Source organism: Thermosipho sp. (in: thermotogales) (assembly GCF_020054775.1).
GTDB classification, from domain to species: Bacteria; Thermotogota; Thermotogae; order Thermotogales; family Fervidobacteriaceae; genus Thermosipho; species Thermosipho africanus.
In genome coordinates this window covers 1-12,748 of the sequence record NZ_JAIHAP010000054.1, presented here as the reverse complement: position 1 = coordinate 12,748, position 12,748 = coordinate 1, and the positions used below count along the sequence as shown (strand labels likewise).

Here is a 12,748-nt window from a genome sequence, read left to right as displayed (position 1 = left end):
ATAAGGAAAAATGTAAAGATTGTTGAAATTAATAAATTCTTTTTTTCAAAAGGAAAAAATAATGCACCAAGACCTTCTTTTTTTGCAGGCTTTGAAAATGCCATTAAAAGGACCATAGAATATCTTCCAAATGTTGAAGATATAAAGAAGTAAAATGGATTTGCGTTTAGATAAAGATTCCAGAAAACTACTACAAATAGCGTTCCAAAGAAAACAGCAAAAGGACCCACATCTCCTTTGCTCATGATTTCTAATCTTTTTTCTTTGGTTGATTGGTTTAAAAAACCATCAAGTGTGTCTAAAAATCCATCGAAATGGAAAAGGTCAAAAAAATAAAAGGCTAAGACAAGGAAGAATACTTTAAGTGCTAGGTTATTTGATAAAGCTCCAAGATAATATATGCTACCAACTATGTAACCTACGAGTGGAAAAAAACTTGGAAGTTTTTTAACTCTTCTATCAAAGTCATTTACATTAATATTTAATGGCAGTCTTGAGATAAAGGAAAGTGAAAGAAGAAAATTTTTTATCATAAATTTTCCCTCCAGAGGTTGTAGGAATCTAAAAAGTCGTTTAGATCGAAGACTTCAAAACATATATATTTAAGATTTGGCATTAATTTCATGTATTCTTTTGAAAGCAAAAGTGTTTCTTTGTCTAGTTTTAGATGATCTTGATCTCCTTTTACCCCCATTAAATGAAATTCTACGGTATTTTCGAAAAATTCTTTTGTTACTTTCATACCTAAGATGTGATGACCTATATCAAATACCGTTCTATTGTGTATTAAAATGTCTTTTTTTAGATTTTCCACGGAAATTTTGTCTGATTTTTTCAATAAAGGTTCTATACAATCTATTGGGTGGGCAACATAGTTTAATATTGGTAAATTACTTTCTTCAAAAAAATTAAATGCATCTTCGACGTTGTTTATACAGTCTGTTGGAAGGTGTACGGTGTATTCTAGTCCGTATTTTTTTGAGATTTTATAAAGTTCTGGAAGTTCATTTTTTAGCATATGTCTTGTTTCCATGTCAAATGAAAAAACAAGAAGTTCTACAAAATCGACTATCTCTGCAACTAATTTAACATTTTCAAGATAACCTCCTGGAATAAGCCAAGAAGTGGCTCCTATTTTCATTTTATTTTCACCCCTATCCCCGATACCATTAAATAAACATTATCTGAAAGTGAAGCAACTTTTTTGTTGAGCAGTCCCAAGTTGTCTACATATTTTCTTGAAAGTTTATTTTCTGGTATTATTCCCCATCCTACTTCGTTTGTGACAATAATTAAGTTGTAATTAACTCTTTTTAGTGAATCAATAAGTTTTTTTGTATAATATTCTATATCTTTTTCATAATAATATAGATTTCCAAGATAGGTTGTGAGACAGTCAAGTATTGCAACTTCATATTTTTGATTTAGACTTTCAATGATTTTATAGACCTCTATTGGTTCTTCAAAAGTGTCAAAACCTATTCTTTCTTGTTTATGTTTTTCTATTCTTTTTTTCATCTCTTCATCAAAAGCAACACCAGTTGCAATAAATGCCTTTTTTTTAAAGTTTTCTGATAACTTTAAAGCAAAACTACTTTTTCCAGATTTTACGCCTCCTGTTATAAGGGTTATCATGATCTCACCTTTTCATTTTTAAAGTTAAAGTATTTTATAGCGGCTTCTATTAAATAAACGGATAATGCCGCACCTGTTCCTTCACCAAGCCTCATATCAAGATCTAAGATAGGCCTTACACCTAGGCTATCCAAAATGACTTTATGCCCTTTTACTTTTGATAAATGTCCGAAAAAGGCGTAATCTAAAACTCTTTCATTTATCTTATACGCTAGGTAAAATCCGGCGGTTGTTGGAAATCCGTCTATAACCACGGGGACTTTATTTTTAAAAGCTTCTAAGATGAAACCTGCCATTTGACCTATGCAGTATCCACCAACCTTAGAGAGAACATCAATTGGATCATTTGGATTTGGCCTATTTATTTTCAAAGCTTTCTTTACAATATTTCTTTTCTTTATTACAGAAGAAGGAGGAATAGGTGTTCCAATATCGGTTATTTTATCCACATCAAAACCAAATGCAGCAAATATTGCGGTTGCTGTTGTTGTATTTCCAATGCCTTTGTCACCTATTACAAGTAAATCTGCTCCTTGGCTTATAGCTTTTTTTGCAACTTTCATTCCATATTCAATACATGTAATTGCTTCTTCTCTTGTCATTGCAGGCCCCATTGAAAAATCTTTTGTGCCATATCCTACTTTCATTTTTATCAATGAAGGATTATCTTCAAAATCATAATCTACGCCACTATCTACTACAAAAAATTTAAGCCCCATATGTCTTGCAAAGACGTTTATACCTGCACCACCTTTAAAATAATTTAAAACCATTTGATAGGTCACGTTTTTAGGATACGCAGAAACTCCGTTTTGTACTACTCCATGATCTGCTGCAAATACATAAACTCTTTTGTCCTTGAACATTGGCAATGGAATTTGCTTTTTTATTTTAAAAAGTTTACTAGCAAGTTCTTCAAGATATCCTGCCTCGTTCATTTTAATTCCCCCTTGAGTATGTTTGAAAGTATTTTTGAAAAATTATCGAAATTATCTATATAATATAGATTGGTCTGTACTTTTAAATCTGAACTGCCAAACCCTTTTGGACCTGTAAAAAATTGAGACATGTAGAGTGAAATCTTTTCCTCACATTTTGTTTTTGAAGAAAGCATTATAACTGATTTTACGTTTGATTTATCGAGAAGATAGTCAATATGCCAGTGCAACTTTTTATTTTTGGACAGGTGCCTAGATACTCTTTTTTCAATATTGTTCATAGCAGAGCCTACATATACGTAAGTACCTTTTTTTAGATTCCATTTTTTTATTTTGGTATCTATTGGCAATTCAATTAATAGTAAGTAGCATCCTTTCATATTTTCACCTTAATAAAAACAAAAATTTCCCCGAAATGCCCTAGCATTCGGGAAGTGACTTTCATCATAGGCAGGTCTCCCGGCTCCCGGATCAACCTACTCTCCACGCCTTCCCAGGAAATACTCCCAGTGGCATCCTGTGGATTTCGTCCCCGGTTACGGTTGCTGGGCAGCCCCGGCCTTTCACCGGTGTTCCCTTAACCTATGATGGTTTTCTATATTATATACTATAAAAGGCCGGTTAGCCCGGCCTTTTGGTCGGGGTGACTGGACTTGAACCAGCGACCTCTTGCGCCCCATGCAAGCGCGCTAGCCAACTGCGCTACACCCCGATACACTAAAATTATATTCTATCTTTCTTTTTATGTCAAACTATATCAGTCTTTTTTAAGTTTGTAAAAAGTTGAATTTTGATAAAAATCCTGCTTTTTTGTGTTAAAATAAAACGTGGGAGGCGTTTTTTTGATGTTTAGATTTTATCTAAAATACTTTTTGATAGCTTTTATCATATTTGCATTTTTTCCCATATCCTTTTATTATTTATCATATCCTAAAGGAGTAAAAATAGTAAAGGCGGAGAATGGAATTTCTCTTCCGATTTCTTCAACTCTAAATTCAAGAAGGACATTCCATTTGAAATTTCAAATTCCAAATGGATATAGTTATGTATATTTCCCATATGTTGATTGTTCATATATTAAAGTCTATTCTTCAGGGAAATTAATTGGAAAATATGGATTTAACGATAGAAATGCGCATTCTTGGTTTGTGCCGATGTTGTTTGAGATTCCAGATAAGATAAATAGCTTGGAAGTTGAAATTAGCGGAGTTTATTCAATAGGGCTTGATAGTTTTTATTTAATAAAAGAAGGCGAAAGGAAAAAATATGTCTTTTTAAGATTTTTAACGGATAATTTAATAAATATATCGATAGGTCTTGTGTTAACTCTTGGTATACTGCTTTTAATGCTTTCGAAAAACACAAATTTTTTGCGGAAAAATGCATACGTTTATTTTGGACTCTCGAGTATTTTTGCAACGGTCTGGCTTTTTGATTTGTTGTCATTTGAAAGTTTTTGGTTTCCATTAAGGAAAATATTTGTATCATCTGCATATTTTTCGCTTTTATTGATAATAGTTGGATTTGAGTTTTATAATTTCTCAAAGGTTAGTAAAATTGCAAAAGTTGTGTCAATTTTAAATCTTGCTGCGGGAGTTTCTGGTTTGTTAACATTTTCCGATTATCAACTAAAGTTAGTTTCAACATATGCATCGCCTCTTTTAATAATTGATTCTTTGTATTTAGTATATATAACTTTTAGAGCGTATATACCTCTTGATATGGTTTTTTCATCATTTTTTGCAATAACTGTATCTCACGATGCTCTAGTTATGATTTTAAATGTGCCGGCTAGGTTTTTTTCTCCATACGGTGTAATAGCTATATATTTAAGTTTTGTGTTTAACATTCTTTTTGAATATAAAGAAAAATCTACAGAGGTAAATATATTATACGCACAGAGTATTATAGACAAATTAACTGGTGCATACAACCGGGGAGTTTTAAATAGTAACTTTTTGAAAAAAGGAGATGTATTGGTTTTTGTTGATCTAAATAAATTTAAGCAAATCAATGACACACTGGGTCATGATGTTGGAGATAAGGTATTACAAAAACTTTCAAGTATAATTAAGTCATATATTAGCTCTTCAGATCTTCTTGTTAGAATGGGTGGAGATGAGTTTTTAGTTGTTTTGAAAAACAAAGATGAGAGTATAGCAAAAGATTTAATGAAAAAAATTCTTGAAGAGTTTAAAAAATCCTTTGAGTTTTCACCAACATTTTCATGGGGTATTTCAAAGATTGAAGATAATAATATAGACAACGCTATTAGAAAAGCAGATGATTTAATGTATAAAATGAAAAGGGGAAAATAGTTATGCGGTAATGCTTTTTTGATATATATCCCAAAGATGCAGAGTAGGATCGTAGTTTTGTACAAAAAGATTTACTCTATTTTCTTTTAATACTTTTCTTGTTTGGTTATTATAACTAATAACGATCTTTCTTTTTTCATCGTATATAATGAATTTTTCATTTTTTAGTCTTTCAAGAAAGTATAAGAATAAAAGATCTATTATATTCGAGTTAGAGGAAAATGAAGATATAAATACTCCGTTGTGTTCTAAAAAGTAGAGCTTTCTTTTAATTTTTTCAAATTCAGTCAATACATCTTTAGAAATTTTTCTAAGAGTTTTTTCTAAAAAGGTATTTTTTGTAACAACGTATCTTATAATTAGCGATTCAATATTTTTTATTTCAGAAAGAAATGGTAGAAAAATATAGCTGTCGTGTATGAATTTTTTGGTAAATTCAATTTCAGAAAGATCGACAAGAATTGATATTTTCCTTTCTTTTTTTAAGACAAAATCTGGTATTATGTTGTTTTTATAGCAAAATTGAATGAGTTTAAAAAGTCCATTAAAAGTCCCGTCGTATGATACCATCATTTACAAATCCCACCCATTTTGAGAAAATTCAAATAAGGGCATGTAAATCTTTGAATCTTTAAAATTTTTTCCTTTAATAGTGATGAAGTTTTTTGCTTTTTTTAGAGAAATTCCTGTCTTTTTTAGAGTGTCAAAGTTAAGTATTCCGTGTTTTCTTAACATGATTATTTTTTTGGCAGATTTAAGACCAATTCCGGGGATCCTTATTAATTCATCAAATGTTGCCCTTGATATATCTATTGGAAAGAATTCTGGATGTTTTAGAGCCCACAAAGATTTTGGATCGATATTTAAATCAAGATTTTCACAGTTATCAAAAATTTCTTCTATAGAGTAATTGTAGAATCTTATGAGAAAATCTGTTTGGTACAATCTGTGCTCTCTTAAAGAATTTTCGCTCCTTTGTGGAAGCCTTTTATCTTTATTTATGGCTATATATCCAGAATAATACACCCTTTTAAGCTTATATATTTTATAGAGTTTGCTTGAAAACTCTATAATTTTTTTATCTGATTCGTTAGTCGCTCCAACTATTATCTGTGTTGTTTGTCCCAAAGGAGAATAAGGCTTTACATGTGAGTATTTCTTTTTTTCTTCGATGTATTGAAGATATTTAATTGAAGAAGTTTGTAATGGTTTTTGTATTGCTTCTGGCTTTTTTTCAGGAGCAAGGATAGAAAATGCATCTTTTTTTAAAAATTCTACATTTATGCTTAGCCTGTCTGCGTACATTCCAGCCTTTTCAACTAACTTTTCATCTGCTCCTGGAACTATTTTTAAGTGAATGTAGCCAGGGAATTTTTCTTCTTCTCTTAGTTTCTTTGCAACTTTTATCAATTGCTCCATAGTATAGTTTGAATCCTTTATTATGGCCGAACTTAAAAAAAGACCTTCTATGTAATTTCTTTTGTAAAAATCCACAGTTAGTTTTACAACTTCATCTACTGTAAAACTTGCACGTTTTATGTTATTTGATTTTCGGTTTATACAATACGCACAATCGTATATGCATGCATTTGAAAATAATATTTTTAATATAGGAACATATCTGCCGTTTGCTACGCTGTAATACACAAAATCTTTTTTTCTCTCTCCAAAAGAGCATGAAACATCGTATTTTGCTGTAGCAGAAAGAATACTTAGTTTTTCCTCAAGTGTCATATCAACCCCTCCAAGTATACGTTTGTATATATTATATCATGAAAAAATAAATTTTTCAAAATTTTGAATAATCTTGAGATATAAAGTTATATAAAATTTTGTTTTTTTATATAAAAATATATAAAAATTGTATAAGAATTGAATTTTATGTATTTTTCCCTTAGAGTTAAATAGTCAAAAATGACTGTGGGAGGGATTTTTATGAAAAAGATTTTGTTATTCCTTTTGTATTTCAATTTTTTATTAACTTACGCTGGAGTGATTTACAAATTTCCAGCAGAATATTTTAAACATGAAGCTACATGGCTTGTTTGGCCTCATGAACATACATATGGAGAAAAGTATAGAGATGAACTTGAGCCAATATGGATTGAGATGGCAAAGCATTTAAGTTTTTCAGAGAAAGTATGCATTATTGTATACGATAAAAATGAAAAGTAAGAGTGTCAAAGATTTTAGAAAAGTCTAATGCAAATATGGAAAATGTAAAGTTTTTTGTATATAAAACAGATGATGTGTGGATAAGGGATACTGGGCCTCTTTTTGTATACGATGAAAATAAAAATTTAGTGGTATTAAATTTTGGATTTAATGGTTGGGGAGGGAAAGTACCATATAATAGAGATAAAAACTTAAAAAAATTTATAGGAAAATTATTAAATTTGGAAGTAATTAATCTTAAAGATATTGTTCTTGAAGGTGGTGCTGTGGAATTGGGAGATGATGGTACATGTTTATTAACCAAAAGTGCTATTTTAAATAAAAATAGAAATCCGGATTTGTCAGTTGAAGAGTTAAAGTTTTATTTAAATAAGTATCTTGGAGCAAGTAAGTTTGTAATTTTAGAAGGAGTTGAAGGAATTGACATCACTGATTTTCACATTGATGGTTTTGCAAAAGTTTATAAGGATAAGATAATAACGATGAAAAGAGAAGATTTAATAGAATGGGGACTTTCAGAAAGTGATATAGAAATTTTATATTCTGCGAAAAATAGCAATGGGAAGAGATTTGATTTTGTTTTTTTGCCGCTTACAAAAAATAATGTGACTTTGAAAAATGGAAAAAACTTGAGGTATAAAGGTTCATATGTAAATTTTTATATTGCAAATAAAGTTGTTTTAGTACCGGTATATAATGATCCAAATGATAGTGTTGCTTTAAAAATACTTGAAAATATTTTTCCTAAAAGAAAAGTTGTAGGTATCGATGTTAGAGAATTATATAAATATGGAGGTATGATACATTGTGTTACAATTCAACAACCAAAAATGGTAGAACATAATTAAACTATATAAAGAATACTTGATTTTTCCTATAGTCTCATATCACCCTTCCGAGTATACTTTTTATGTCATGAAAAAATATATTTTTCAAAATTTTAAAATATAAAAGTTGTGTTGAAGTTGAGTTTTAAACAAATTTTATTTATTTTTAAAAGGCTAAAGATACTGGGAAGCTTGGCTACACAAGAATATGTATTATAAAAGCTATAGAAAAGTATTGAACTGATTTTTTGTGAGATAAGGAAAGATTTGGTAGTATGAAACCTCTCGAACTAAGAACCGAAGGAAACAATTATCTCTGCTTGAATTCGCTTGATATTCTTTATTTGTTTTTTCAGATTTTTCTTTATATCCTCAAGTGTTTTTATTCTTTTACCTTCATGCCAGTTACTATTTTAAAGTTTTGAACTCACAAAAACGATTTTCTGACTTCTAAAAAAGTAACGACAGGTTCTTTTCCAATACTTTTTTTACTTATATTATATCTATTAATTTTTGGATGATTTTACTTTGGAAATAGCATTCAGAGATTTTCACAATTTTTCCTGAGTAAAAACCATATTTATCTTTTTCAATTGTCACATAGAACTCTATCACTCTTTTACCTTTTCGAAAGTTATTAGTTATTATTTAAATTTCTCTGCGTTTAATTAATTGAACAAGTTTAAATATCAAAACCTTTTCCATTTGCCACTTTTCCTTTATGATTTCCAAATTGTGGATGTTTTCATTTGGAGCTTATCGAAATCATTATCAAAACTTACAACAATAAAATCGTACTTTGCAGATGTGATGTACTGATAAACGTCTTTTGACTTGAGTTTCAGTTATCCTATTTTTATCTTTGAGGTGATTGATGCCTACACTCACCGTGAAAATTTATTCATATTGGAACTCTTTAAGAAATATAGGGTAAAGATCTTCTAGCCTGTTCTTCGACAAGAACGCATCTATATTTTGCTGTGAAAAATCCGGAATTATCATGTTAATTGTGCTAATGGTTATGATAAAATTCCAAATTCCCTCGAAGCGAATGATTCGACGAATAAGTTAGTATCGATCAAAACATCTTTTTTCTTTATTCTAGCATCTCGTGTTGCCAGTAAATTCCATTGTGGTCTATATCATTAACTATCTTACTACAATCTTTCTTTTGTTGGAGAAAAACTTTATTTTCTTAGCAAAGTCAATGCGATTTTCATTCCCTTTTCTCAAAAACATTATAATAACATACTAATTATGGCCTTCTCACTTTTTCATGTTTCAAACAGATATTTTTCTTAAAACTCTCTCCAATCTTCCTCTTGTTCTTTTATCATCCACACACCAGAATGCTAAAATCGTTGGTTGTATCTTTAGTTGGTATTTCTTCGCAAATTCTCTTACCACTTCTGGTGCCTTCAAGCTTATCCCAAGCTCTATCCCATCATATCTGCCATAGTTTCTCAAAAAGCTGTCTATTAGTTTTCTGTCTGGTTCGTCAAGTTCTATATATCTCTGAATGATTTTCCTTAATTTCTTTATCTCTATCTTATCTATTGCTTTCTTAACTACCGCTTTTCGCCCTTCCACATAAGGGTGCGCTTTTATCATTTCTACCACAAAATTCATCGTTTCGTATCTTCTTGCCATGTGCTTCCCAAATTTCTCGATATCCCCAAGCAGTTTGTAGGTTTCTTTAAATTTGTCTTTTCTTGACAGATAAAACTTTGTTCTTTCAACCTGCGCTGTGTATGTGCATATAAAAAATCGCTCTCTTTCAGAAAGAGGAATTTGTTTTAATTTTTTCAGCGCCTCTTCAAATTGCTTTTTTATCAATATCTTTATATATTCGTTGTACAAGGGGTAGGGAAATTTTAAACTTTCCACTCTCTTTCCGTCCAATATTTTTCTCAACGTGTTGCCCCGGATCCTTTTCTCCTTCGTGGTTATTATCTCCGATATTCTTCCGGTTGATACCTTCTCTTTTCTGTACGGTTCTATAAGCTCTCTTATGGACTTTCTCAAACTTTTTGTGTTTACATAGATCGACGCGTCAAATTTTGGAATGTATTTCTCAGCTTCTTTCAAAAGCTTCTCGTATCTTTTTGGAACTTCTAGTGATTTTATGATCTTCGATGTTTTGTAAATGGAAAAAGCGTTGATTATTTTTTCGGTCACGAACAGGGTATCTATTACACCGAACAGATTACCAGGTGATTCACGGTAATATCCAAGCCAAAAAGCGGCTCCTTGAGAAATTTTGTAGGCGAGCCTTGGATGTTTTTCTTTAATATCCCATGCAAGATCGTTCAAGGAGGAAACAATACAGGTAGGATGAGGAATTTCTTTAGCCTGTTTATAGGCTTGTATGTAATTATGTACAGCTTTAGAGAATCTTCCAGAACTTGCCTCTCTTCTCGCCAGAGAAAGATACAAAAATGAGAGTGTGGATTTTCTGTAATCGTTTTTCCACACCCGTACTTTTCGCAGAGAATTAACTTTATCTGCTTCAAAACTTATCAAAGTAACGATAACAGTATCTCTTATAGATTTTGACATTTTAGGAAGTTTTCTTTTCAAGTACCTGTACAAATCCAGATTTAGTTGACCTGTATATTTTAAAAACACAAGTTTGTTCGCTAAAAGAATATACTTTACTGTTTCAGACTTGTAGTTTTTTAAAGTTTTGTCTATTTTCTCGAGTGCTTCCTTGAATTTGCCTTTCCATGCAAGCTTCAAGATGCAGAGAATTTCCCTGCAATCTTTTTGAATATTTCCTTCACAAGATAGATAATTCACCGCCGGCAAAGAAAACGCACCATACTTGAAAATATCGTTCAAGCTCTCTATGACTTTCATTTCTAAGCTCCCTTTATATTTATACCTAAAAAAATTCAATTAGTCAAGATTCCATAAAATTTTGTTTTGTGAATGCCCTTATAAAGAGGATTTCAGAAAAGACAAAAATTGAAAACAATATAAGATATAGTAAAATACAAAATAAGAAATATATAATGTTTATTTAATTGTAATAAAATTAAAATTTATTTTGCTGAGGAGATTAATTTAGATTGCTAGTCAACTTAAAAGATATAACTGTTCTGTGCTTTACAATCAATTGTCTCTTGGTCCAGATGGTTATTTGTATCCTTGCAGTGAATTAATAAGGTATAGATTTGAAATTTATCACATTACTGAACAGGAAAAACTAAAGGAAATGGTTCATCAGTTTCGATCTTAAACAGTTTTTGGATTGCCTATTGTTCAAGAGCTTTGTCTAGATTGCCCCATAAAATATTTATGTTGTGGTGGACACAGAACAGTCGATTTATTTTCTGGAAAAAAATTACTTTGATGCACTGGCTAACGGTTTAATTTGTAATATATTTTTATTAAGTATTTTTAATGTTTTGTGGTAGCCTACTGATTATAAATTGAATACAAAAATTTTCAATAAGTTTGTTTTATTCCAAAAGAATTTTAAAGGAGATATATGAATGTGAAAAAATACACTAAAAAGCAGATATTGCAGTTGTTTAAAGAACATTTTTTATACCTGGCTTTTGCCTTTTTGTTGCTTATTTGTTCAACAGGGATGACAATTCCCATTCCGTTGCTCTCGAGAAATATAATTAACTCCATATTGACTAAGAGTATTTCGAGCAATCTGTTCAAAATTCAAATAATACTGCTTCTAATGGTAAATCTATTGAAGGAATTTTTAATGTATATTTCGTATTACATCTTTGAAAGTAGAATGAGGTTTTTTTCCTCATCACTAAGGAAAACTATATTTGAAGTTGCTCAGAATAATTTCAACCAGATTTCTTCATTAGAAACAGGTAGATTGTTAACCTACATTAGTTCAGATACGGAAAGAATTCAAAAATTTTTCTATCCAAGTTTAGTGTTTTTCATGAAAGACTTACCCACGTTTTCATTTGCCTTAACTGTTGGGCTCTTTTTAAATCCCTTGACCATTGTTGTATCAATCCTTCTTTTGGTGATTTTTTTCGTATTGGCTCACTACGTGAATCCTAAGATTAGAGTTTTAACACACAAAGCTCTTGAGTCACAGACAGAGTTTGTGAGCAGGCTGAAGGAATACATCCAAGGTATGGAGATGTTCAGGGTGTTTTTGAAACAAAAATTTTCTATAACAAAATTTAAGGAGTTCAATGATGAGTATACAAAGAATGATATCAGACGAGTAAAGTCAATTATTCTATTTAACATACCACTTGCTATACTCTTTAATAGTGGCTATGTCATAGCAATTATCGAAGGAGTTTATCAAATGAAAATAGGTACTATGCAAGCTGGTGGTTTGGTGGCGGTATTGATGGTGGTAAACTACATTTACTATTCTGCTAGAAACTTCTGGGATTTCAACATACATCGCCAAGAGATAAAAGTTGTATCCAAAAGACTTTCAGAAATTTTGGAAACACCGTTTACAAAAAGATGCGATATTACTGCCGGGCAACAACACTTGAATGGAAAAATCGAATCGCTGAAGATATACATACCAAGTTTTTCTTACAAAAGTGGGACTTTGTTGCTTGAAAACTTCAAACTGCATCCCAAAAAGGTGAAATTGTTGGGCTTTTTGGAGAAAGTGGAATAGGAAAGAGCACGGTAGTAAAGATCATTCTAGGGCTTTTAGGTATAGAAAAGGACTATGTTTTTGTTAACGACATGCCACTGAATAAAATCGAGATAAATTCGTATTATAGCAGAATTGGTTATCTTCCTCAACATTCGATTTTATTCAAGGGAACGGTTAAAGAAAACATACTTCTTGGAGAAGAGAAATCTCTTGATGATAAGCTGCTGGAGTTTTTGGATTATCTCT

13 protein-coding genes, 1 tRNA gene and 1 riboswitch are annotated in these 12,748 nt (G+C 30.9%); of the genes, 5 read left to right on the top strand and 9 right to left on the bottom strand.

All coding sequences use genetic code 11. The annotated features are described in order from the left end of the window. From JG780_RS08350 to JG780_RS08325, 6 genes are all read right to left on the bottom strand, one after another. Positions 1–533 (bottom strand): adenosylcobinamide-GDP ribazoletransferase (locus JG780_RS08350; protein ID WP_287570070.1); only part of this gene is annotated, 533 nt, incomplete at its 3' end. Further along, entirely contained in the window at positions 530–1,141 is a 612-nt protein-coding gene (cbiR, locus tag JG780_RS08345) for a cobamide remodeling phosphodiesterase CbiR (RefSeq protein WP_114703031.1), read from the bottom strand. The genes JG780_RS08350 and cbiR, both read right to left, overlap by 4 nt. Next, on the bottom strand, positions 1,138–1,635 hold the full coding sequence (gene cobU / locus JG780_RS08340) for a bifunctional adenosylcobinamide kinase/adenosylcobinamide-phosphate guanylyltransferase (RefSeq protein ID WP_012579954.1): 498 nt from the start codon (positions 1,633–1,635) through the stop codon (positions 1,138–1,140). Before cobU ends, cbiR begins: the two co-directional genes overlap by 4 nt. Next, positions 1,632–2,573, bottom strand: coding sequence for a nicotinate-nucleotide--dimethylbenzimidazole phosphoribosyltransferase (gene cobT / locus JG780_RS08335; RefSeq protein WP_287570068.1), 942 nt, complete (start codon positions 2,571–2,573; stop codon positions 1,632–1,634). The genes cobU and cobT overlap by 4 nt, the downstream gene beginning before the upstream one ends. Beyond that, on the bottom strand, positions 2,570–2,953 hold the full coding sequence (locus JG780_RS08330) for a GIY-YIG nuclease family protein (RefSeq protein WP_287570066.1): 384 nt from the start codon (positions 2,951–2,953) through the stop codon (positions 2,570–2,572). The genes cobT and JG780_RS08330 overlap by 4 nt, the downstream gene beginning before the upstream one ends. Before the next feature lie 52 nt (positions 2,954–3,005). Beyond that, positions 3,006–3,174: riboswitch (cobalamin riboswitch) on the bottom strand. A gap of 34 nt (positions 3,175–3,208) precedes the next feature. Continuing rightward, positions 3,209–3,285, bottom strand: a tRNA-Pro gene (locus tag JG780_RS08325). Positions 3,286–3,418: 133 nt separating this feature from the next. Between JG780_RS08325 and JG780_RS08320 the strand changes: the two genes are divergently transcribed. Then, positions 3,419–4,891 (top strand): GGDEF domain-containing protein, encoded by a 1,473-nt coding sequence (locus JG780_RS08320; protein WP_287570077.1) that lies wholly within the window; start codon positions 3,419–3,421, stop codon positions 4,889–4,891. Here the strand turns inward: JG780_RS08320 and JG780_RS08315 are convergent, their stop codons facing one another. Both JG780_RS08315 and JG780_RS08310 read right to left on the bottom strand, forming a co-directional pair. After that, positions 4,892–5,464, bottom strand: a complete 573-nt coding sequence (locus JG780_RS08315; RefSeq protein ID WP_287570064.1) for a DUF4130 domain-containing protein — start codon at positions 5,462–5,464, stop codon at positions 4,892–4,894. Continuing rightward, the gene (locus tag JG780_RS08310; protein WP_012579959.1) at positions 5,465–6,625 is read right to left on the bottom strand and encodes a putative DNA modification/repair radical SAM protein; all 1,161 of its coding nucleotides are present in this window, start codon (positions 6,623–6,625) and stop codon (positions 5,465–5,467) included. 201 nt (positions 6,626–6,826) lie between these two features. Here JG780_RS08310 and JG780_RS08305 point away from each other — a divergent pair, with 201 nt between their 5' ends. Next, positions 6,827–7,066, top strand: a complete 240-nt coding sequence (locus tag JG780_RS08305; RefSeq protein WP_198429583.1) for an agmatine deiminase family protein — start codon at positions 6,827–6,829, stop codon at positions 7,064–7,066. Positions 7,067–7,068: 2 nt separating this feature from the next. Continuing rightward, positions 7,069–7,914 (top strand): agmatine deiminase family protein, encoded by an 846-nt coding sequence (locus JG780_RS08300; RefSeq protein ID WP_287570063.1) that lies wholly within the window; start codon positions 7,069–7,071, stop codon positions 7,912–7,914. A gap of 1,260 nt (positions 7,915–9,174) precedes the next feature. On the opposite strand, the gene JG780_RS08295 is transcribed toward JG780_RS08300, so the two are convergent. Beyond that, positions 9,175–10,752 (bottom strand): PHP domain-containing protein, encoded by a 1,578-nt coding sequence (locus tag JG780_RS08295; RefSeq protein WP_287570062.1) that lies wholly within the window; start codon positions 10,750–10,752, stop codon positions 9,175–9,177. A 634-nt stretch (positions 10,753–11,386) separates the two neighbouring features. Here JG780_RS08295 and JG780_RS08290 point away from each other — a divergent pair. Together JG780_RS08290 and JG780_RS08285 are read left to right on the top strand one after the other, a co-directional pair. Next, positions 11,387–12,520, top strand: a complete 1,134-nt coding sequence (locus JG780_RS08290) for an ABC transporter transmembrane domain-containing protein (RefSeq protein WP_353844457.1) — start codon at positions 11,387–11,389, stop codon at positions 12,518–12,520. After that, the coding region (locus tag JG780_RS08285; RefSeq protein ID WP_353844459.1) for an ATP-binding cassette domain-containing protein at positions 12,490–12,748 on the top strand (259 nt) is incomplete at its 3' end. The genes JG780_RS08290 and JG780_RS08285, both read left to right, overlap by 31 nt.

Excerpts from the sequence above, each read along its gene's own strand:
- JG780_RS08295 (WP_287570062.1), bottom strand. The coding sequence starts at position 10,752 with ATGAAAGTCATAGAGAGCTTGAACGATATTTTCAAGTATGGTGCGTTT.
- JG780_RS08305 (WP_198429583.1), top strand. The coding sequence starts at position 6,827 with ATGAAAAAGATTTTGTTATTCCTTTTGTATTTCAATTTTTTATTAACT.
- cbiR (WP_114703031.1), bottom strand. The coding sequence starts at position 1,141 with ATGAAAATAGGAGCCACTTCTTGGCTTATTCCAGGAGGTTATCTTGAA.
- JG780_RS08315 (WP_287570064.1), bottom strand. The coding sequence starts at position 5,464 with ATGATGGTATCATACGACGGGACTTTTAATGGACTTTTTAAACTCATT.
- JG780_RS08310 (WP_012579959.1), bottom strand. The coding sequence starts at position 6,625 with ATGACACTTGAGGAAAAACTAAGTATTCTTTCTGCTACAGCAAAATAC.
- cobU (WP_012579954.1), bottom strand. The coding sequence starts at position 1,635 with ATGATAACCCTTATAACAGGAGGCGTAAAATCTGGAAAAAGTAGTTTT.
- JG780_RS08290 (WP_353844457.1), top strand. The coding sequence starts at position 11,387 with ATGAATGTGAAAAAATACACTAAAAAGCAGATATTGCAGTTGTTTAAA.
- JG780_RS08320 (WP_287570077.1), top strand. The coding sequence starts at position 3,419 with ATGTTTAGATTTTATCTAAAATACTTTTTGATAGCTTTTATCATATTT.
- cobT (WP_287570068.1), bottom strand. The coding sequence starts at position 2,573 with ATGAACGAGGCAGGATATCTTGAAGAACTTGCTAGTAAACTTTTTAAA.
- JG780_RS08330 (WP_287570066.1), bottom strand. The coding sequence starts at position 2,953 with ATGAAAGGATGCTACTTACTATTAATTGAATTGCCAATAGATACCAAA.